The organism is Amycolatopsis sp. EV170708-02-1 (genome assembly GCF_022479115.1).
GTDB lineage: Bacteria > Actinomycetota > Actinomycetes > Mycobacteriales > Pseudonocardiaceae > Amycolatopsis.
The window spans coordinates 3,689,764-3,709,742 of record NZ_CP092497.1; the positions used below are offsets into that span (position 1 = coordinate 3,689,764).

The following is a 19,979-nucleotide window of genomic DNA, read 5'->3' on the forward strand; positions in this document are numbered from 1 at the left end:
CGGGGAATGCCGCGCTCATGAGGGGTTGAGCCGGCGAAGCCTTCCGATGAGATCGACGGTGGGGATGCCGCAGAGCTCGGCCATCCGTTCCAGCGCCGCGAAGTCGAGGTGGACCTCGGCGGAGCCGTTGTCCCCCGACGTCTTGAGCCGGTCGTCCGCCCACCTTCGCAGGGGGAGCAGTTCCTGTTGCTCGTCCTTGATCACCAGGCGCAGGTCGATCCGCACCCGGCCCGGTTCGTCCACGAACACCCGGCGGTGCACCTTGGCCAGCAGATCCTGTGGCAGCTCGTCCATCGCGACGCACAGTTCGACCAGCCGCACCACGGAACAGTGGCGGGTGCCCAGCTCGTAGGTGGCCAGCGTCTGGAGCGAGATCTCGCTCTGCAGATGCTGGTTCAGTTCCTTGCGTGTCCAGCCACGTTTACGGCGGAGCTTGCGGAGCTCGTCTCCGAGTATCCGCTGATAGCTCTCAGCGTCGATCAGCACTCCCCATCCCCTGCCTTGCCAACCTTCTCCACCGCCCGCCCCGTGTGACAAAACCCGGGACGAGCGCGCTCACGTGTATGAAAGTCGGCAGGGGCGTCGCTCTTACGCGGTTTCGGGGGTGGTTTTCCTATCGATTTTGGTCCGCTGGGCCGAATGGGTGAAGAAACCGGGTGCCGACCTGCCGCGAAAGCCACTTTCGGGACACCTGATGTCCCGAAAGTGGCTTTCGCGACACGAGCGTCAGTTGACGCAGGGCACGCCTTCGGCGGTGATCGGCTTCTCGTCGGACTGCTCGGGAGGCGGCGCGGCGGCCGAAGAGCCGGCGGCGTTCTGCGAGGAGCCGGAGCCTTCGGCACCACTCGGCGCCTTGAAGTCCGAGCCGAGGAAGACCATCACGTGCCCGGCCTCGACACTCTTGTCCTCTTGGACGGTCGGGTTGCCGCCGAGCGCGTCGGCGACCGCCTGGCCCGCCGCCTTCTCGCCCTTGGCGACCCAGACCACCGTCTTCTTGCGCGCGCTCGCGGTGGCCGTGTCGCCCGCGGTGAAACCCTTGTCGACGAGCGTCTTCAGCACCGACGAGGCCAGCCCGTCCCGGTTCGTGGAGTTGCGGACGTCGACCGTGGTCGCCTTGTTGGGCGATTCGGCGGGCGGCGCCTGCTGCTGTTCGCCGGGCTGCGGGCCCGCGAGCCCCTGGACGAAGCTCTTGACCTGCTTCGGGTCGACCTGGATGGCGACGCCGTCGTTCGGGGTCTTGTACTCGATGTTGACGATCGGGATCGTCCGGAACTCGAGCTGACCGCCGGTCAGGCTCTTCATCTGCTGCGCGAACCCGAAGACGTCCCAGTTCTGGTTGAGCACGACCGACTTCTTGATGGCCGTGATCAGGTCGTTGAGCTTGCCCGGGTTCGCGAGCGTGCCCGCCGACAGCACCTTCCGCGCCATCCCGGCCATGAACACCTGCTGCCGGACGACCCGGTCGAGGTCGCCGCGCGGCAGCCCGTGCCGCTGCCGGACGAAGCCGAGCGCCTCGACACCGGAGATGGTGTGCGGGCCCTTCGTGAACTTCGCGCCGGAGAACTGGTCGTTGACGTCGTCGTTGAGGCAGACGTCGACCCCGCCGATGGCCTGCGTGATCTCGCTGAAGCCCAGCAGGTTGATGGCGGCGTAGTTGTCGATGGTCGAGCCGGTCAGCTGCTCGACCGTCTTGATCAGGGTCTTCGCGCCGGCCTCGTTGGCCTTCTGGTCGAGTTCCTTCGGGTCGGAGACGCCGTCTTCCTGCAGCTTCTTGCGCTCGTCGAGCATCGCGCGGGCGTAGGCGGAGTTGATCTTGTGCTTGCCGTAGCCGCCGGGGATGTCGACGTAGGAGTCACGCGGGAGCGAGATCGCGACGGCCTTGGAGCCGTCGTTCGGGATGTGCACGAAGATCAGCGAGTCGGTGTTCAGCTCGCCGTCGGCCTGCCCGGCGCGCAGCTGGGCGAGCACTTCCTTCGACAGCGGGTTGCCCTGCGCGTCCGTGCGGCTGTCGAGGCCGACGAGCAGGATGTCGCGGGCGCCGTCGGCGGGTTTCTCGCCTTCGTCCGCGCCGATCCCGACGTTCGCGAAGGTCAGGCCGTCCATCGCGGCCCACGCGTAGCCGGTCAGGCCCATCACCAGCAGCGAGACGAGGCCGAGGGCGATCTTGGGGCCGCGGAACGACCTGCGTCGCGGGGCCGGGCGTCGGGGCGGCTCGCCCGCGGACTGGCGGGCGGACATCGGGCGGGCACCACGAGGCGGGGCCGGGCGGGAAGGAACGCGTCCGGGCGCGTCCTGCCTAGGCCGGGCGGGACGTCGATCCCCATGCCCATTCCGAGGCGGGTACTCCACGCGGTCTGCTCCTTCTGTTCGTTACCGGTTCGGCGGTCTCTTCAAGGGACGCATGGTGCCTGTTGCGGGTTGTCGCAGGATTACACATCCCCCGAAGATGTGGCACGCACCACCGGTTTCCTCTCAAGGGTACGGAAATCGCCTGGTCAGCGCCGTGTGGTTCAGGGGAGGACACGCCGGGCCGCGCGGGCGGGGACCAGCGTGGCGGCCGCCGCGAGCATCGCGACGACGATCGTCGCGACCGGCAGCGCGACGGAAGCGGCGCTCACCTGCTCGCCTTCGAGAGCGGTCATCAAGGGCGGCGCGCACGCGACCGCGCAGACCAGCCAGGTCCCGGTCATCCGGCTCGTGCCGTTGCGCACGGTGTGCAGCAGGTACACCCCGAGCAGCAGGTTGACCAGGCTCTGTACCGGTCCGAAGCGGATCCCGAGCAGGTCGGCGTCGGCGGAGGCGCCGCCGAAACGGGTCAGCGCGAACCCGAACACGCCGAGCATCGCGTACGCCATCCCGACCGTCGCCGCCGCGCGGCAGAACACCATGGCCCGCAGGCCCGGCTCGTCGACCGTCCGCTGCTGCGGCCCCGAATGGCGCTCGAACCACCAGAAGACGAGCACGGCGGGCACGGCCAGCAGGGCCATCGCGAGTAGGACCCTCGGGCGGGCCAGCCAGCTGAGCCCGTCCACGAACGGCCCCGGCAGGTAGACGACGGCCACGAGCAGCAGCATCGCGGACAGGAAGCCGAGGTAGAGGCTCATCGGGGCGCGCAGGACGAGACGCGCGGCCGCGGCGACCGCCGGACGGCCGCCGAGCCGGGCCAGCGGCCGGGCGAGCAGGCCGAGGAGCGCGAGCTGCACCAGGCCGAGCAGGAGCACACCCCACGGTGAACCCGACAGCGCGGCCGGGGCGCCGGGGCCGCCGAGCAGCATCGGTCCTTCGCCGCGGACGGCGATCGCGAGGCCCAGCCCGGCGGCGCCGGTGAACGCCGTCGCCACGAGGACGCCGCGCGGCAGGCGGGCGCCGGCGGCGTGGGCGAACGCCAGCTGCTGGACGAACAGGGCGAGGAACAGCGTCTCCGCGTAGCGAGGCACTGCCGAGCCGGACCATTGCGCGGCCGCCTCGCTCGCCAAGGTCAGCGCCAGCAGGCCGGCGACGGAGGCGGCCCGCGTCCGGTGATACAGCGCCAGCAGCGCCGGCGCGAGGACGACGGTCAGCAGGAAGACACCGAGCAGCCACAGCGGGTGCAGCGCGATCCGCATGACCGTGGCGTTCGTGCCCGTCGGGATCCCCAGCACTTCCAGTGCGAGGGGGACGACCAGCGCGACCACGGCGAAGATCAGCGCCGGGCGCAGCAGCGGGCTCGCCCGGTCGGCGAGGTACTGCGGGTAGCGGCCGCCGCTCGCGCGGATCGACCGCCAGCCCGCCTCGTTGATCCGGCCGACCGCGAAGAAGATGAGCGGACAGAGCTGGGCCAGCCAGGTGAACGGCCACAACGACCGCTCCGGCGCTCCCGCCCAGTGCGCGAGCGCGACGGCGGATTCGCCGAGCATCATCAGCACGACACCGGCGACCCCGAGCAACGCCCACCGGCCGACCGGGACGACCGGCCGCGGTTCGCGGGGGAGCGTGACGGCGGTCCGGCGGGTGCGGACCCAGCCGCGGAGGCGGAACACCAGCAGCGCGCCGATCACCAGCACGCCGACGATCATCGGGCCGAGCGGGTCGCCGACCGGCGGCCCCCAGCGCTGATGCCAGGAGTTGAGGACGAGCCCGGCGGTGTAGAGGGAGGCGACGACGTCGCAGGTGCCGCGCGAGTCCATCGGGTTGAGGACGCAGGCGTTGTGCATGTCGGCGGAGAGCCGGTCGTCGAGCGAGGCCCTCGCCTCCTGGCCAAGCGGATGCCCCTTGCGCTCGGCGTAGCGGAGGATGTCGTAGCCCAGGTCGTGGGCCCGGCAGGGGACCGCGTAGTCCCATTTGGTGTTGTCGTCCCCCCAGGGCGCCGAGCAACCGCCGTCGGTGTGGACGGCGCGCACGGTGCCGTCCCGGGCGGTCATCACGCCCGGGGTGATCCCGCTGACCGCGGTGAAATCGGCGGGCAGTTCGGCGATCACGTTCTCGACCGGGCCCGGCCGCACCAGCGCGTCGACCGCGTTCTGCGCGGCGAGGATGTCACCCGTCGGTGGTCCCTGGTCGGGCGGTGAGGCGGGCCGTGACGCGATCAGGCCGAAACCGAACACCAGCACCGTGACCAGCAGTAACCAGCCCGAAGTCGACCATGGCCGCCGGATCCGGGCAGGACGAGCGGCGGCGTCGGCTGTCGCTGGCATGGCGTCAAGGGTGCCATCCGCCGATCGGGGCCGACATCCGGATAACCCCCGGGTTCCGCCCGGAAGGGTGACCTGGGCTGAAGGACGCTTTCACCGCATGCGACGCGGTGAAGGGCCCTTTCGTCGCATGTGACGCGGTGAAGGACGCTTTCAACCCTCGTCGGCGGGCGGGGGAGCGGGCCGGTCCACGTCCTGGGCGAAGCGCACCTGGTTCCGGCCGTTCTCCTTGGCGACGTAGACGGCGGCGTCGGAGGAGTGCAGGAGTTCCTCCAGGGATTCACCGTGACGAGGGAACAGGGCTGCCCCGATCGAGGTGGTGCGACCCGAGATGGTCACCCGGCTGCCCCTTTTGTCGGTAGTCACTATATGCAGTTCGGCGATAGCGCTGCGCACTCGCTCGGCGGCGAGTTTGGCCGCCGTTTCGTCGATATCCGGCAGGAGTACGAGGAATTCCTCGCCGCCGAACCGGCCGATGACGTCGGCGGGCCGGGTGACCTCGTCCAATTTCCGCGCCACATCGCGGAGGACGTCGTCGCCCGCCGGGTGTCCATATGTGTCGTTAATCCACTTGAAGTGGTCGAGATCAATCATCAGAAGTGCCAGGTTGTCGTCCGATCGGGCAGTCCTTCCGAGTGCCCGTTCGGCCGACTCCGACCATCCGCGCATGTTGAGAACACCGGTTTTCGGGTCCGTGCGCGCGTCGTTTTGCAGTTGGTCGATCTCGGCGAGGCGATTGAACACCACCGTCACCACGGCCATCACGATCACCATCGGCGGCATGATCAACAGCAGCACCGCGGTGACCGCGCCGAGGCCGATCGTGATGGCCTCCAGCAGGTTGTCCGCCGCGTTGCCGAGCACGGTGGACATCGACGGCCGCTTCGGTGAGCCGATCGCGAGGATGCCGCCGATGTAGGCGATCTGCACCGCCTCGAAGACCATCCCGGTGACGATCAGGACACCGAACTCGCCAAGGGTGTCCCAGCCGGAAATGCGTCCCCATTCATGCGGCCCGAACGCGGCGAAGGTGAGCGAGGCCAGTGTCACCGAAACGCCGTGGGTGACCGACGAGAACACGAAGTTGTGCGCGGGCCGCCGGGCGATGAACCAATGCTGGATCCGGACGATCGCGATGATGGAAAGCGTCAGTGAAAGCGGCAGGATCACCGCGGCGGGAAATGTCCATACCGCGGTGAGGTCGATGAGGACGGTCCGGCTTCGATCGCGGCGCCTTTCCTCTTGCCGCTGGGTGAGCTGAATATGCGCCGTGGCGCCGACGGCGAGAATGGCGAAACGAACCCAGTCGATTCTTCCCGGATTCGTGGAATTCATCGTCGCGACGACCATGATCGCGATTCCGATGACCTCCATCGCGAAAAGGAACGCGATGAACCGCTTCGGCCGCTGCCACAGCGCCCACGCCCTGGGATCGTAGGGATGGCGCTCCGGAGGTCCGGCCTGGTCACCTTCCGGGCTTGCCTGCCCGCGTTCGGTCACCGGTACACCGCTGTCCGCGGCGGCCGTCGCCGTTGCGTCGTCAAGGTCGCCGGTGCCGTCACCGTGCTGGCGACGGTCGCCGGTCTCGGCTGGCAATTGCTACCTCTTTTCCGCCCGGACGGCACGGCTGAGTAATCTCACCGGTACCGACTGATACACCGTTCGTATTCCACGGCCGGTATCATCCCATCGCAACAGTTGTCCGACAGCGGCAAGGGTGCCCGCGAACACGGACCGGAGGTGGCAATCGTGTCCCGTGATTTCTGATCTTGGCGGCTGAATGTTTTTCGAGACGCGTCGCGGAAGGGGTGACGGATAGTGTCCAGTCGTGACTTCTGAGCCCGGACAAGGTATTAGTTCGCAGCAACGAGGTGGCCGGGAGGTGTCGGACAGTGTCGAGCCGTGACTTCTGATCGAGAGTCGTTTCTTTTCACCGAGGTGTGGAAGCAGTGTCCCGTCGAGATTTTCGCGTACGAACCCGCCGGGCGGCCGTGCCGCCCCAGGGGTCGTCCAGTGTGGATTCCTCATGACAGCAACGGTTCCGGGCTGGATCCGTTGATATGCCCCCAGCTGAGCGCGACCAGTACGGCCAGCAGCAGGCCGACCACGCCTGCCAGCGCGATGGCCGAGGTCGCCGACCCGAGCCGATCGGCGGCGAGCCCGCCGAGTCCCGCCCCTATTCCTTGAGCCACCCGCAATCCCGTGCGGTACACCCCACCCGCACCGCCCCGGAGTTCGTTCGGGACCCAGGTGATGAACGTGGCGCTCACCGTGATCAGGTACGCCCCCGCGGCACCCGCCGCCGCCAGCAGGAGCAACGCCGGAATCAGCCCCGGTTGGAGCGCGAAGGCGATCAGGGCGACCATCGGTAGTGCCGCCAGCACGCCGAGCAGCTTCCGCCGTTGTCCCGCGGAGACGAACCGGGACAGCAGGAACGCCCCGATCACGAATCCCAGCGGATCGGCGGCCAGCAGCCAGCCGACGGCCTGTTTCCCCACGCCCATCTCCGCGGCGAGCGGCGCGGCCAGCCCTTCGGGGATGACGGCGAGGCCGACCAGCCACGAGAACCAGATCAGCACCCGCAGATGGCGGTTGCCGAAGACCTGCTTCACCGCGCCGAACCAGCTGCCGTTGCCGTCGGACGCCGCCGCCCGCCGGGAGACGGAGAAGCGGACCACGGCCGCGCTCAGCAGGAACGTCGCGGCGTCCAGCGCCAGCGCCCAGCTCGCCCCCACCTGGGACACCAGCAGGCCGCCGCCCGCCAGGCCGAGCAGCATCGCGGTGTTGGTCGAGATCCCCCGGATGTCCTGGCTCTTGAGATAGAGGTCGTCGTCGGTGAACACCTCGCGGGTGAGCGCGTTCTGCGCCGCGTTGCCGGGCGCGTTCACGAGCCGTGCCAGCACCACCAGCCCGCACAACAGGGCGAGCGGGGTGCCCGGGATCGCCATGATCGCGATCAGCGAGCCTTGGAGCAGGGACGACACGACGAGGACGGTGCGTCTCGGGTAGCGGTCGGCCAGCTGGGAGAGGCCGAGACCGCCGGCCAGCGCGGGCAGGAAGGTCAGGGAGTAGACCACCGCGGAGAGCAACGCGGAGCCTGTCCGGTCGTAGACGAGGATCGCCAGCGCGACGATGGTGAGCTGGTCCCCGATGAGGGACTGCACCTCGGCGAGCCAGAGTGCGCGGAACTCGCGGTTCGCCAGGGCGGCGGTCATCCGCGGCGCCGCGTTCGTCTTCACTGCGTGACCACCTCCCCCGATCGGGTGAACTTGCTTTCCTCGCATTCTTGCCTGCCGTGTTACGTGGTCAGCGAGGGAGTCACAGTTGCCGTCCCGCCGGACGACGTTCAGTATGCCTCCGGCTACAGGGAGACGAACAGAAGACGCCCCGATCCTTCGCCTCTTGGGCCGATCGGGCTACGCCGTCTGACCGGTGGGTGACGCCGGCCTGACTCGCCCGCGGGTATCTGCGCGCCGATCGCCCCGCCCTCGCTCGGCGCAGCCGGGCCGCCGTTCGCCGCCGCCGCCGTTCCGGCTGGGCCGAATGGGCCAACACTGAGTGGAGACCGGCCTGGAGGTGGAGGCCGGCTGGGTCAAAGGGGTGAAGGCGATGAACGGTTTGCTCGACGACAAGGCCGTCGTCGTGACCGGGGCGGGACGGGGCCTCGGCGAGGCGTTCGCGGTGCACGTCGCGAGGGCGGGCGGGGCCGTCGTGGTCAACGACATCGACGCCGGATTGGCCGAACGGACGACGGAGAACATCCGCCGGTTCGGCGGCAGGGCGGTCGCCAGCGGGCACAGTGTCGCCGATCCGAAGCAGGCGCAGGAGATCGTCGACCTCTGCCTCGCGGAGTTCGGCGCGATCGACGGGCTGGTCAACAACGCGGGCCTGAACTACGAGGCGCTGCCGTGGGAGGACGACGTCGAGCAGGCCCGCGAACTGGTCGAGGTGAACGTCCTCGGCGTCATGTACACCGGGCTCGCCGCGATCAAGGCGATGGTTTCGCGGGGCACGCCGGGCTCGATCGTCAACATCTCGTCCGGGGCGTCGCTCGGGCAGCGCAAGCTCGGCGTGTACGCCGCCAGCAAGGGCGCCGTCGCGTCGCTCACCTACTCCTGGGCACTCGACCTGGAGGAGAGCGGGATCCGGGTGAACGCGGTCTGCCCGCTCGCGCACACCCGGATGGTGTGGAAGTCCGAACGGTCGCTGCGGGCCTGCCCGCCGGACCGGACGCCGTCGCGGATCGCGCCCGTCGTGCTCTTCCTGCTCGGCGCCGGATCCGACGGCATCACCGGGCAGATGATCCGCTGCAACGGGCCGCAGCTGCACGTCATGGGGCAGCCGTTCCTCAAGCAGCCCATCCTCGAACGGCCGGTGTGGGACACCGAGACCGTGCAGCGCGCCTTCGACGAGGTCTTCAGCGCGCACCTGGAGAACTACGGCCTCGAAAAGCGCGTGCCGCCCCGGCTGCGCAAGTGGACGGAGTCGACCCGGACCGCGTGACTCACGTGATCAGATGGACGACACGCGTGATCAGACGGACGACACGCGTGATCGGGCGTGCCGTCCATCCGATCACGTGAGTCGTCCATCCGATCACGAGTGTCGTCCGGTTCAGCCGATCACGAAGGGCAGCTTCGCGGCCAGGTCACCGAGTTCGGCCTTCTCGGCGTCCGTCGGCTGACGGCGGCCGGTGCCGACCAGCAGCGCGTCGGTGTCGGAGAACGACGCCGGGAACGTCTCGCCGGTGCGCCGCTCCATGATCTGCCGCGTCTTGGCGAGGCCGTCGGCGGCAGGGCCGTCGAGATGCGGCAGATGCGCGACCAGGTCGAGGTGGTGCAGCGTCCACTCCAGGACGTACGCGGAGAGGAAGTCCCCCGCGGTGAGGACGATGTCGCGGGTGGCGACCCTGGCCGCCGGATCGGCGAGGCCGGCGGCCCGGCCCGCGGCGGAACCGACGTCGTCGAGGTGGAACTTGAGCAGCCGCGGTTCCTGGTACGCGGCCGCGAGCCGCACGATCAGCGCGTCGAGGTCGTCCTCGCCGGTGGGCGGCTTGGTGGAGACCTCCCAGTAGGTGACCTCGTCGCGCGTCGGTTCCGTGCCGGCGGGGGTGGCGAGGGTGATCAGCACGTCCTGGGCGTCGATCACCAGGTGACACACCAGGTCCCGCACCAGCCAGCCGGCGCAGCCGGACGGCTTGGCGAAGTCTTCGTCGGGGGTTTCGGCGACGGCGGCGAGCAGCGCCGCCCAAGATCGGGAAAAGAGATCCACGGCGGCAAGTTAGCAGCGGTCGCCGACCGGTCGCGACTCCTTTCGTCCCGTGCCCGAAGGCGTAACTCGCGTGCTTGAAGCCGTAACTCGCGTGTCTGGAGGCGTAACTCGCGAGTTACGCCTCCAAGCACGCGAGTTACGGCCGGGAGCACGCGTCCTACGACTTACCGCACATCAGGAACCGGCGGCCGGGGCGGGTTCGGGGGCGGCCGCGTACAGATCCGCGATGGTCGGCGCGTACCGGTCGTTGATGACCCGCCGCTTCAGTTTCAGCGTCGGGGTCACCTCGCCGGTTTCCGGCGTCCACGACTTGGGGATCACGTGATACCGCTTGATCTGCTCGATCCTGGCCAGCCGCGCGTTCGCCGCCTCGACGGCCTTCTCGATCTCCGCGCGGACCTCCGCGTTGTCGGCGAGCGATTCGCCCTCGGCGAGCTGGATGCCGTTCGCGGTCGCCCAGCCCGGCGCGATCTCGTCGTCGACGACGATCAGCGCCGTGACGTACGGCCGTTTCTCGCCGATCGCGACGGCCTGCCCGATCAGCGGGTGTTCCTTGAGCAGCCCCTCGATCTTCGTCGGGGCGATGTTCTTGCCGCTCGAGGTGATGATCAGTTCCTTCTTGCGGTCGGTGATCGTGACGAAACCGCGTTCGTCGATCGTCCCGATGTCGCCGGTGGCGAGCCAGCCGTCGGCGTCGACGTCCGGTTTGATCGTGCCGTCCGCCTGCAGGTAGCCGAGGAACACGATCGCGCCGCGGACGAGGAGTTCGCCGTCTTCGGCGACCTTCACCTCGATACCCTCCAGCGGGCGGCCGACCGAACCGGCCTTGAACGCCGTCGGCGTGTTCGACGTGACCGCGCCGGTGGTCTCGGACAGTCCCCAGACCTCCTGGATCTCGACGCCGAGCCCGGCGATGAAGTACAGGATCTCCACCGGCAGCGCGGCGGCGCCGCTGGAGGCGACCTCGATCTGGTCGAGGCCCAGCATCGCCCGCACCGGCGCGAGCGCGGCCGCGTCGGTCTGCGCGATCTTCTCCGCGAGCTCCGGCGGCACCTCCTTGCCGTCACTGCGCAGTTTGTAGCCCTGCTGCAGCAGTTCGTTGGCGCCGATCAGGCCGTTCCGCTTGTCCTCCGGCAGTGAGCCGAGCAGGTTCTTCAGGCCCGCGACCATCTTTTCCCACACCCGCGGGACACCGAAGAAGCTCTTCGGGTGCACTTGGCCCAGCGCGCCGACGACCCCCGTGGGGTCGCCGACGGTGTGCACGTGGCCGGCCCACACGATCGGCATGTAGATCGACAGCTCCCGTTCGGCGATATGCGCGAGCGGCAGGTACGCGATGTTCGTGGCGTGCATCGGGGAGTCGTGCAGTTTCTGGACGGCGACGGCCTGATAGATCGCGTTGCGATGCGACAGCACGACACCCTTGGGGTCGCCGGTCGTGCCGGAGGTGTAGATCATCGACAGCGGGTCGTCCGGGGTGATCGCGGACCACGCCGACTCGAACGCCGCCGGGTCGGCCGCGTGCGCTTCGGCGCCCGCCGCGCGGAGATCGGCGAAGGACAGGAAACGCTTGTCGTCCGGGGGATCACCGACGCGTCGAGCAGGACGACGTGCCTCAGCGCCGGCAGGTCGTCGAGGACCTGGGACCAGCGGGCGAGTTCGTCGGCACCGGCGAGGACGACGACGCCGGCGGCGCTGTGCCGGGCGACGAACCCGATCTGCTCCGGGCTGAGCGTCGCGTACGCGGTGCAGGGGATCGCGCCGAGATGGGCGGCGGCGAGGTCGGCGATCAGGTGGTCCGGACTGCTCGGCGCCATGATCAGCATCCGGTCGCGGACGCCGAGCCCGAGACCGGCGAGCCCGCGTGACACCTCCGCGATGGCGGTGCGGAATTCGGCCCAGGTCAGGGTCGGCTTGCCCTCGATGTCGAGTGACGTGACCGCCGGCAGCTCACCGAACTCCTGGGCGTTGCGGTGAAGCAGGGCGGGGATGGTCTGGCCTTCGATCTGCTCGGCGACGGTCGGCTGGGTGGTCAACGCTGGCCTCCTCGATGCTGCCTGATCAGGCACACTGTAAGGGCTGTCGGCAGTGCTGGATAGAGAATCGCGGCCACGGTTGCGCTTCGCGAAATGTCCACCTTTTCCGTTTTCACCGCGTCAGTCATGGACTTCCGGAACACTCTCGCCGACGATGGTGGCCGTGACTGACCTCGTAGCCGAGGCCGCGGCGCTGGACGCGGCCGATCCCTTGGCGCACAAGCGAAACGAATTCGACCTCGACGCGGATGTCGCCTACTTCGACGGCAACTCGCTGGGTGCCCCGCCGAAACACGTGGCCGGACGGCTCGCCGCGGTCGTCCGCGAGCAATGGGGCGGGCGGCTCATCCGGTCCTGGTCGGAGGGCTGGTGGGAGGCGCCGGTGCGGGTCGGCGAGCGGATCGCGCCGCTGGTGGGCGCCGCGCCGGGGCAGGTCGTCGTGGCGGACTCGACGAGTGTGAACCTGTTCAAGGCGCTGGTCGCCGCCACCCGGCTCCGGCCCGGCCGCGACGAGATCCTCGTGGACGCAGACACCTTCCCGACCGACGGTTACATCGCCGACGAGGCCGCCCGGCTGACCGGCCGCACGGTGCGCCGGTTGGTCGCCGAGGACATGCCCGCCCAGGTGAGCGAGCGGACGGCCGTGGCGTTGATCAACCACGTCGACTACGTCACCGGGCGCGCGCACGACATGGCCGAGCTGACCGCGGCGCTGCACCGCGCCGGCGCGCTGGCGCTCTGGGACCTCTGCCACAGCGTCGGCGCGCTGCCGGTCGAGCTCGACGAGGCAGGCGTGGATCTCGCCGTCGGCTGCACCTACAAGTTCCTGAACGGCGGCCCCGGCTCGCCCGCTTTCCTTTACGTGGCGGCGAAATGGCTGGACCGGTTCGAGCAGCCGCTGGCGGGCTGGGCGGGCGACCGCGACCCGTTCGCGATGCGGGGCGCGTACGAGGCGCACGCCGGTATCGCGCGCGGCCGCGCGGGCACACCCGACATCCTTTCGCTGCTCGCGCTCGACGCCGCCCTCGACGTCTGGGACGGGGTGGATCGCGGACTGCTCCGGGAGAAGGGCCTCGCGCTCGGCGACTTCTTCTTCCGGTGCGCGGACGAACTCCTCGACGGCGCGATGATCCCGACCCCGCGCGGCCGGGACCGCGGGCACCAGATCTCGGTGCTCGACGACGACGCGGCCAAGACGATGGCTGCCTTGATCGACCGCGGGGTGATCGGGGACTTCCGGCCGCCCAACGTGCTGAGGTTCGGGCTCGCGCCGCTCTACACCACGTATGGCGAGGTGCTCCGCGCCGTCACGACGCTTCGGGAGCTCCGAAGCTGAGCCAAGTATTTCGAGCATTTTCGAAGGATCGGGTTCGGCTTGGAGATGACACCACCGGTGGCGAAAATGGTGAACCCCATTCGGAAATGGGTGGCAAATAGGTGATCGCCTCGCCCCGGCGGGGGAGATCGGGAGATCCCTCGCGAATTCGCTGTTAGGCTCGTCATTCGCTCTCGCCGCGAGTGTGACGTAGATCCTTCCCCTGTGGCGTAAGGGAAACCCCCGCCGCCCGTCTCACCGGCGAGGCGCGGGCCACGGCGCCTGGAGAAGGAGGGGATCGTGTCGTTCGCCTATGTCGTCGTCGCCGTTTTCGGTGTCGCCTCCGGTTTTCTGCTCAACGAATTCGGCTCCCGGTACCCGGTGGAGACGGTTCTCGTCGCGATCCTGATCTGCGGGGTGGCGACCCTGTGCTGGGCGGGCGTCCGGATGCTGCGGGACGCGTCCGGGAGGGTCGAGGCGCTCATCGACGACGAGCTCGGCCGCGCCGAGGAAGATCATTTCGCCGATTCCTCCGTGATAAGCGTCGGCAATTCTCGATTCCGTGGAGCGAAGGGTGTGACGACGGCGTTCCTCCGCGGTGATGTCGTTCGCAAACCGAACGGTATGTGGAGCCCTGGTCCAAAAGCGTGAGCGACGTCACGGCGAGTAGTTTTCGCCGGCTTTTTCGCTGAGCCGCGGAGCCCGCGAGGGGTGACTTGATCGAGTCCGAAGAGCGTCGATCAAGCCGCTGCCTGCGCTAAACCGCCAGGTGACCTACTGGTCGGTCACTTGGCCGGGCACCCCGTCCCACGTGGTGGACTTTCCTGGTCCGGCCGCCTCTCGTCAGCAGGTCACGGCCATACGCGACTACCCTTCGCGTCTGGACTTGACTCACCCGTTTGGGTCTCCTAGCGTCTTCGCGGGCGGAGCGGACCACGCTGTGTTGATCCGGCTATCGGATCCCGCGGGTATGAGATCCCCGGCGACCCGACACCAAAAACTGCCGGAAGGAAAACGGACCACGGTGAAGCAGATTTCCCTTCGACGAGGCCGCGGCTCTTCGATTCGTTCGCGCGTTCTGACGATCGCGCTCATTCCGAGCATCGCGCTGATGCTGGTCGGTCTCGCGATCGGCGGGTACCTGATCTTCGACGCGGTCAATGGTCGTGACTACGCGCAGCGGATCCGTGACTCGGAAGCCCCTTCTCTCCCCTTCTTCGTCCAAGTACAGGAAGAGCGGCGGCTGGCGCTGCGCGAGCTCGCCGGCGACCGCTCGCAGCACGCCACCCTCACCGAGCAGCGCGCCAAGACCGACGCCGCCGCCCAGGGTGTCGCCGCGCATCTGCAGAAGTTCGTCGGGGACTCGCCCGACAGCGTGCAGCGCAACATCGCCACGCTGAACGGGCTCCTCCAGAAGATGCCGCAGATCCGGCAGTCGGCCGACTCCGGTCAGCTTCCGCTGCTGGACGCCTTCACCTTCTACAACCAGATCCTCGACCAGTTCGTCGACGGTCTCACCGGGCTCGCCCAGGACGCGCCGAACGCCGAGAACGCGTATCAGCGGATCACGGCGGTCCCGCTGTTCACCGCGATCGACCAGATGCAGCGCGCGAACGCCCTCGCCGCCGCGGCCGTCGCGGGCGGCGGCTTCACCGACGAGACCTACCGCGCGTACGTCACGGAGGTCGGTTCCTACCGTTCGCAGCTGGAGTCGTCGGTCTCGCGGATGCTCCCGGACGTCAAGGCGAAGTTCGACCAGCTCGTCGCGAGTGATCCGTGGAAGGCCGTCAACACTGTCGAGAACACCTTCCTGCAGAACAGCAAGGCCACGCTCCCCATCCCCGAGCAGACGTGGCTGCAGGCCGCGCGCGGCGTCAGCGACGCGATGATGCGCGGCTTCGTCGAGCAGAGTGGTACGGCCACGACGCAGGCGGTCGACGACGCCGACCGGACGCTGATCACCTCGGCCATCGCCGCGGCCATCGCGCTGCTGGTGGCGATCGGCGTGTTCGTCGTCGCCCTGCGGCTGTCCAACCGGCTCATCGGGCGGCTGGCACGGCTGCGGGAGGACACCCTCGACGTCGCCGAGATCCGGCTGCCGGAACTGGTGGACCGGGTGCGGGCGGGCGAACCCGTCGACCTCGACGACAAGGGTCACTTCCTCGACCACGGCGACGACGAGATCGGCCAGGTCGCCGAGGCCTTCAACAAGGCGCAGCAGACCGCCATCGCTGCCGCCGTCGAAGAGGCCAGGACCCGTGAGGGCACCAAGACGGTGTTCCTCAACATCGCACACCGCAGCCAGGTGATCGTGCACCGCCAGCTCAAGGTGCTCGACCAGGCCGAGCGCAAGCAGGAGGACCCGGAGCAGCTGGACACGCTCTTCCAGCTGGACCACCTCTCCACGCGCGCCCGGCGCAACGCGGAGAACCTGATCATCCTCGGTGGCGGCCAGCCCGGCCGTCAGTGGCGCAAGCCGGTGACGCTGGCCGAGCTGACCCGTGGTGCCTCGGCCGAGACCGAGGATTTCGCCAGGGTGAAGACGGCCAAGATGCCCGCGATGGCGGTGCAGGGCCCGGTCGTCGGCGACCTCGTGCACCTGCTCGCGGAGCTGATCGACAACGCGACCTCCTTCTCGCCGCCGCAGTCGCGCGTCGAGCTGCGGGGCAACGTGGTCGGCAAGGGTGTCGTGATCGAGGTCGAGGACCAGGGCCTCGGTATCGAGGCCGAGCAGGCCGCCGAGCTGAACGCGATGTTGGCCGATCCGCCGGACTTCGGCATCATGGCCTTGTCAGCCGAGCCACGGCTGGGCCTGTTCGTGGTCGCGCGCCTCGCCGCTCGGCACGGGATCTCCGTGCACCTGCGCGAATCCGCGTACGGCGGCACCAGGGCCATCGTGCTCGTCCGCACCGACCTGCTCGCGCCGGTCCCGTCTGATCAGCCGGAGGACGAGGTGGACCCCGAGAGCACCGAGGTGCCGGAGGCCGCGCCGCTGCTTCCTGGCCGTCGTGCCCGCCACCGCACCGAGTTCCCCGCGGAGCGGCCCGAGCTGCCCGTGCCGATGCCGGTCGCGCCGCAGCCTCAGCCGCAAGCGCAGCAGGGTCCGGAGCAGCCTGGAGGCGCGTTGCCGCCGCTGCCCCCGCGCCCGCCGCGCGTGCCCCGGCCGGAGACGCCGCGGCCCGAGCCGATCCGCCCGGAGCCCGCGCGCGCCGAGGCCCGGCCGCAGCCGGTGCAGCCGCCGGCCTGGCCGCCCGCCGACACCCGGCCGCAGGACGGCCGTCCGCCGCAGACCCGGCGGCCCGGCCCCGAGGCGCCCGGCAGGCCACCGCTGCCGCAGCGCCGCCGTCAGGCGAACCTGGTCCCCCAGCTCATGGAGGACCGGCCCGCCGCCCAGCGCGAGGAGGTCCGCGAGGACACCCCCGAGCTGGCCAGGAACCGGCTCGCCGCGTTCCAGCAGGGCACACGCCGCGCGCGGGACACCGAACCCACCGACGATTACACCGACCTCGACATGTACGGAGATCGTGACTAGATGGCCAACGCGGGAGTCAGTGAACTCGACTGGTTGCTGGATGACCTGGTCAAGCGTGTCGCCGGTGCCGACAGGGCGGTAGTCCTGTCCTCCGACGGCCTGCTCATCGGACGGTCCGGGAACCTGTCGGAGCAGGACGGCGAGCACCTGTCCGCGGTCGCGTCGGCGTTCCAGAGCCTCGCGCGGGGCACGGGACGGCACTTCGGCGGCGGCAACGTCCGCCAGACCATGGTCGAGATGGACCACGCCTTCCTGTTCGTCACCGCGGCCGGCCGCGGTGCGTGCCTCGCGCTGCTGGCGAAGGAGGACGCGGACATGGGCCTCGTGGCCTACGAGATGAACCTGATGGTCAAGCGGGTCGGCGCGGTGCTCACCTCGGCGCCCCGCGCCGCGACTCCCACGTCGCCATGAGCGGGCGGCACGAGTCGTGGTTCGAGGAGGAGGCCGGGCCGCTGGTCCGGTCGTACGCCGTCACGGGCGGGCGCACCCGCTCGGACACGCTCGGCCTCGACCTGATCACCCTGGTGGTCGCCATGCGTTCCTCGCACGAGGTCGCGGGCTTCGAGCCGGAGTACGGGCGGATCCTCAACCTGTGCCAGAGACCGACGTCCGTCGCGGAGGTCGCCGCGCGTATCGATCTGCCGCTGCCGGTGGTGAAGGTGCTGCTGAGCGACCTCATCGAACAGAACCTCGTGCTGTTCCGCACCGCGACCCCGGTCACCGACACCCCCAACAAACACGTACTCCAGGCGGTTCTTGATGGCATCCGGAAACTCTGAGCCCAGGCGATCCTTGACCGCGAACGCGGTCAAGGTCCTCATCGCCGGCGGGTTCGGGGTCGGTAAGACCACGATGGTCGGTTCGGTCAGCGAGGTTCCCCCGCTGCGCACCGAGGAGGTCATCACCGCGGCGTCCGAGGGCGTCGACGACCTCACCGGTGTCGAGAAGAAGACGACCACCACGGTGGCCCTCGACTTCGGCCGCATCACCATCAACCCCGAGCTGATCCTGTACCTGTTCGGCACGCCCGGTCAGGACCGGTTCTGGTTCATGTGGGACGAGCTGGCCGAGGGCGCGCTCGGCGCCGTCGTGCTGGCCGACACCCGGCGGCTCGACAGCTGCTTCGCGGCCGTGGACTTCTTCGAGCGCCGCGGGCTGCCGTTCGTCGTCGCCGTCAACTGCTTCGACAACGCCTACCGCTATGGCACCGAGGAGGTCCGGCAGGCGCTCGACGTCGGCATGGACGTCCCGCTGCTGCTGTGCGACGCGCGGGAACGCGAGTCGACGAAGCAGGTGCTGACCGTGCTGATGGAGCACGTGCTGGCGCTTTCGGACCTGGCCGCGGGGTTGCCACAGGGCCGCTGAGAGTTTGTCCGTGAAGGCCTCCTTGAGGGACCCAGGGTCCCTCAAGGAGGCCTTCACGGACTTTCAGGACTTGCGGCGGCGGCGCAGGGTGTCGAGCGCGTAGGTGCCCGGTCCCACCACCGCGAACAGCAGGAAGATCCAGGAGTACAGCGCGGCCGTCTCGCCCTTGTTCTGCAACGGCAGCAGCGCGTCGGGCTGGTGCACGACGAAGTACGCGTACGCCATCGTGCCCGAGAGCAGCACCGCGACCGGGCGGGTGAACAGACCCGCCAGGACGAGCAGCGAACCGACCGTTTCGATCACCCCGGCGTACCAGCCCGGCCAGGTGCCCACCGGCACGGCGGCCTTGTCGAACAGGCCCATCTTCTGCAGGCCGTGGCAGAGGAAGAGGAACGAGACGACAACGCGGACGGCGGAGAGGGCCAGTCCCTGCCACTTGGGAGCGGTCGGGCCCACCTCGGTGCTCGTGGCGGCGGTTGTCTGGGTCATGACGCATCCTTCCGGCTCAAGGTGGTCTAAACCATTGATGTGCTAGAGGATGCCGGACAACCCTATCGGTACGGAACTTTCTTTCGGGGGGTAATTCTGTGTTATGCCCGAATTTAACGACGCTGAAACGCGTCAAGGCCCCTTTCCTGGAATGAATCCAGGAAAGGGGCCTCGTGATTCCCGATTCAGCGGCGGCGGCGCAGTGTGTCGAGGGCGAAGGTGCCCGGGCCGATCGCGGCGATCAGCAGGAAGATCCAGCAGTAGAGGGTCGACAGCTCGCCCATGTTCTGCAGCGGCAGCAGGCCTTCCGGCGCGTGCACGGTGAAGTAGGCGTAGGCCATGACACCGGAGAGGAGCACCGCGACCGGCCGGGTGAACAGGCCCACCAGCACGAACGCGGCGCCGACGAGTTCGATCACGCTGCCGTACCAGCCGGGCCAGGAGCCGAGTTCGACCGAGCCGCCCGCGCCGTCGACGCCACCGAAGAATCCGAATCCCTGCAAACCGTGGCAGAGGAAGAGGAACGAGACGACGATCCGGACGGCCGACTGGATCGCGCCCTGCGCCTTGGCGGCGCGCGGGTGGTGGCGGTGGTCTTGGCGGGGGTGATGGTCTGCGTCATGGTTCCGGTCCTTCCGGGAGTGTCTGTCGGGCGGCTTCTGACAACGCGTCGGATGGGATCGACGCGAATCGACATCCGAGCGGAAACTTTTTTCGCGGGCCGGTCACATCACCCGGTCGGAGCAAGGCCAGACTGGACGCCATGGCGGGTAAGACGAGTGCCGGGATCCTGCTCTTCCGCAGGTCGGGCGAGGTGACCGAGGTGCTTCTCGGGCATATGGGCGGGCCGTTCTGGGCGAAGAAGGACGCGGGCGGCTGGTCGGTGCCCAAGGGCGAGTACGAGCCGGACGAGACGCCGGAGGCCGCGGCGCGGCGCGAGTTCCAGGAGGAGTTGGGGCTGCCGGCGCCGGAGGGGGAGTACCTCCCGCTCGGTGAGGTGAAGCAGTCCGGCGGCAAGGTCGTGACGGTCTGGGCGGTGGAGGGCGACCTCGACCCGGCTCAGGTCGTGCCGGGGGTCTTCGAGATGGAGTGGCCGCCGCGGTCGGGCCGGACGCAGGAGTTCCCGGAGGTCGACAGGGTCGCCTGGTTCGGGCTGGCCGAAGCCGAGGAGAAGCTGCTGAAAGGCCAGCGCCCGTTCCTCGCCCGGCTTGGCGAGCTGCTCAACGGCTGAGGGCTGGGGGCGCTTCGGGCTCTGATGGCGAGTGTGGAGGATTCGGGACAGTCAACGTCCCGAATCCTCC

General features: G+C 69.1%; 16 protein-coding genes and 2 pseudogenes. 9 read left to right on the forward strand and 9 right to left on the reverse strand.

Features of this window, described 5'->3' with window-relative positions; genetic code table 11:
• Positions 1–15: 15 nt before the first annotated feature.
• The 4 genes from MJQ72_RS17335 to MJQ72_RS17350 form a co-directional block, all read right to left on the reverse strand.
• Positions 16–486 (reverse strand): helix-turn-helix domain-containing protein, encoded by a 471-nt coding sequence (locus MJQ72_RS17335; RefSeq protein WP_240600237.1) that lies wholly within the window; start codon positions 484–486, stop codon positions 16–18.
• A 240-nt stretch (positions 487–726) separates the two neighbouring features.
• Positions 727–2,133: an LCP family protein gene (locus MJQ72_RS17340; RefSeq protein WP_240601354.1), complete on the reverse strand. Its 1,407-nt coding sequence runs from the start codon at positions 2,131–2,133 to the stop codon at positions 727–729.
• A gap of 377 nt (positions 2,134–2,510) precedes the next feature.
• On the reverse strand, positions 2,511–4,673 hold the full coding sequence (locus tag MJQ72_RS17345) for a phospholipase A2 (RefSeq protein WP_240600240.1): 2,163 nt from the start codon (positions 4,671–4,673) through the stop codon (positions 2,511–2,513).
• Between the two features lie 150 nt (positions 4,674–4,823).
• The gene (locus MJQ72_RS17350) at positions 4,824–6,044 is read right to left on the reverse strand and encodes a GGDEF domain-containing protein (RefSeq protein WP_240600243.1); all 1,221 of its coding nucleotides are present in this window, start codon (positions 6,042–6,044) and stop codon (positions 4,824–4,826) included.
• A 66-nt stretch (positions 6,045–6,110) separates the two neighbouring features.
• Between MJQ72_RS17350 and MJQ72_RS17355 the strand changes: the two genes are divergently transcribed.
• Entirely contained in the window at positions 6,111–6,305 is a 195-nt protein-coding gene (locus MJQ72_RS17355; RefSeq protein WP_240600246.1) for a hypothetical protein, read from the forward strand.
• A gap of 389 nt (positions 6,306–6,694) precedes the next feature.
• On the opposite strand, the gene MJQ72_RS17360 is transcribed toward MJQ72_RS17355, so the two are convergent.
• Positions 6,695–7,909: an MFS transporter gene (locus MJQ72_RS17360; RefSeq protein ID WP_240600248.1), complete on the reverse strand. Its 1,215-nt coding sequence runs from the start codon at positions 7,907–7,909 to the stop codon at positions 6,695–6,697.
• Positions 7,910–8,279: 370 nt separating this feature from the next.
• Here MJQ72_RS17360 and MJQ72_RS17365 point away from each other — a divergent pair, with 370 nt between their 5' ends.
• Entirely contained in the window at positions 8,280–9,173 is an 894-nt protein-coding gene (locus tag MJQ72_RS17365; protein ID WP_240600250.1) for an SDR family NAD(P)-dependent oxidoreductase, read from the forward strand.
• Positions 9,174–9,284: 111 nt separating this feature from the next.
• Here the strand turns inward: MJQ72_RS17365 and MJQ72_RS17370 are convergent, their stop codons facing one another.
• Positions 9,285–9,941, reverse strand: a complete 657-nt coding sequence (locus MJQ72_RS17370; RefSeq protein ID WP_240600253.1) for a maleylpyruvate isomerase N-terminal domain-containing protein — start codon at positions 9,939–9,941, stop codon at positions 9,285–9,287.
• 174 nt (positions 9,942–10,115) lie between these two features.
• A pseudogene (locus tag MJQ72_RS17375) lies at positions 10,116–11,977 on the reverse strand (AMP-dependent synthetase/ligase).
• A 154-nt stretch (positions 11,978–12,131) separates the two neighbouring features.
• Between MJQ72_RS17375 and MJQ72_RS17380 the strand changes: the two are divergent.
• From MJQ72_RS17380 to MJQ72_RS17405, 6 genes are all read left to right on the forward strand, one after another.
• Positions 12,132–13,313: a kynureninase gene (locus MJQ72_RS17380; protein ID WP_240600257.1), complete on the forward strand. Its 1,182-nt coding sequence runs from the start codon at positions 12,132–12,134 to the stop codon at positions 13,311–13,313.
• Positions 13,314–13,592: 279 nt separating this feature from the next.
• Entirely contained in the window at positions 13,593–13,943 is a 351-nt protein-coding gene (locus MJQ72_RS17385; RefSeq protein WP_240600260.1) for a hypothetical protein, read from the forward strand.
• Positions 13,944–14,316: 373 nt separating this feature from the next.
• On the forward strand, positions 14,317–16,824 hold the full coding sequence (locus MJQ72_RS17390; protein WP_240600264.1) for a nitrate- and nitrite sensing domain-containing protein: 2,508 nt from the start codon (positions 14,317–14,319) through the stop codon (positions 16,822–16,824).
• The gene (locus MJQ72_RS17395; protein WP_016336740.1) at positions 16,825–17,235 is read left to right on the forward strand and encodes a roadblock/LC7 domain-containing protein; all 411 of its coding nucleotides are present in this window, start codon (positions 16,825–16,827) and stop codon (positions 17,233–17,235) included.
• On the forward strand, positions 17,232–17,603 hold the full coding sequence (locus tag MJQ72_RS17400; protein ID WP_016336739.1) for a DUF742 domain-containing protein: 372 nt from the start codon (positions 17,232–17,234) through the stop codon (positions 17,601–17,603). The genes MJQ72_RS17395 and MJQ72_RS17400 overlap by 4 nt, the downstream gene beginning before the upstream one ends.
• The gene (locus MJQ72_RS17405) at positions 17,584–18,189 is read left to right on the forward strand and encodes an ATP/GTP-binding protein (RefSeq protein WP_026466899.1); all 606 of its coding nucleotides are present in this window, start codon (positions 17,584–17,586) and stop codon (positions 18,187–18,189) included. Before MJQ72_RS17400 ends, MJQ72_RS17405 begins: the two co-directional genes overlap by 20 nt.
• 63 nt (positions 18,190–18,252) lie before the next feature.
• Here MJQ72_RS17405 and MJQ72_RS17410 read toward each other — a convergent pair whose 3' ends face one another.
• Both MJQ72_RS17410 and MJQ72_RS17415 read right to left on the reverse strand, forming a co-directional pair.
• Positions 18,253–18,678 carry a DoxX family protein gene (locus tag MJQ72_RS17410; protein ID WP_240600267.1) on the reverse strand — a complete coding sequence of 142 codons (426 nt, stop codon included), beginning with the start codon at positions 18,676–18,678 and terminating at the stop codon, positions 18,253–18,255.
• Positions 18,679–18,863: 185 nt separating this feature from the next.
• Positions 18,864–19,300, reverse strand: a pseudogene (locus MJQ72_RS17415) (DoxX family protein).
• 141 nt (positions 19,301–19,441) lie between these two features.
• Here MJQ72_RS17415 and MJQ72_RS17420 point away from each other — a divergent pair.
• Positions 19,442–19,909 (forward strand): NUDIX domain-containing protein, encoded by a 468-nt coding sequence (locus tag MJQ72_RS17420; protein WP_240600270.1) that lies wholly within the window; start codon positions 19,442–19,444, stop codon positions 19,907–19,909.
• Positions 19,910–19,979 lie beyond the last annotated feature (70 nt).

What these genes read in the sequence shown, in the direction of transcription:
- MJQ72_RS17340 (WP_240601354.1), bottom strand. Translation starts at nt 2,133, where the DNA reads ATGGGCCTGACCGGCTACGCGTGGGCCGCGATGGACGGCCTGACCTTC.
- MJQ72_RS17345 (WP_240600240.1), bottom strand. Translation starts at nt 4,673, where the DNA reads ATGCCAGCGACAGCCGACGCCGCCGCTCGTCCTGCCCGGATCCGGCGG.
- MJQ72_RS17350 (WP_240600243.1), bottom strand. Translation starts at nt 6,044, where the DNA reads ATGGAGGTCATCGGAATCGCGATCATGGTCGTCGCGACGATGAATTCC.
- MJQ72_RS17355 (WP_240600246.1), top strand. Translation starts at nt 6,111, where the DNA reads ATGGCGCTCCGGAGGTCCGGCCTGGTCACCTTCCGGGCTTGCCTGCCC.
- MJQ72_RS17365 (WP_240600250.1), top strand. Translation starts at nt 8,280, where the DNA reads ATGAACGGTTTGCTCGACGACAAGGCCGTCGTCGTGACCGGGGCGGGA.
- MJQ72_RS17380 (WP_240600257.1), top strand. Translation starts at nt 12,132, where the DNA reads ATGGTGGCCGTGACTGACCTCGTAGCCGAGGCCGCGGCGCTGGACGCG.
- MJQ72_RS17395 (WP_016336740.1), top strand. Translation starts at nt 16,825, where the DNA reads ATGGCCAACGCGGGAGTCAGTGAACTCGACTGGTTGCTGGATGACCTG.
- MJQ72_RS17400 (WP_016336739.1), top strand. Translation starts at nt 17,232, where the DNA reads ATGAGCGGGCGGCACGAGTCGTGGTTCGAGGAGGAGGCCGGGCCGCTG.
- MJQ72_RS17405 (WP_026466899.1), top strand. Translation starts at nt 17,584, where the DNA reads ATGGCATCCGGAAACTCTGAGCCCAGGCGATCCTTGACCGCGAACGCG.
- MJQ72_RS17410 (WP_240600267.1), bottom strand. Translation starts at nt 18,678, where the DNA reads ATGACCCAGACAACCGCCGCCACGAGCACCGAGGTGGGCCCGACCGCT.
- MJQ72_RS17420 (WP_240600270.1), top strand. Translation starts at nt 19,442, where the DNA reads ATGGCGGGTAAGACGAGTGCCGGGATCCTGCTCTTCCGCAGGTCGGGC.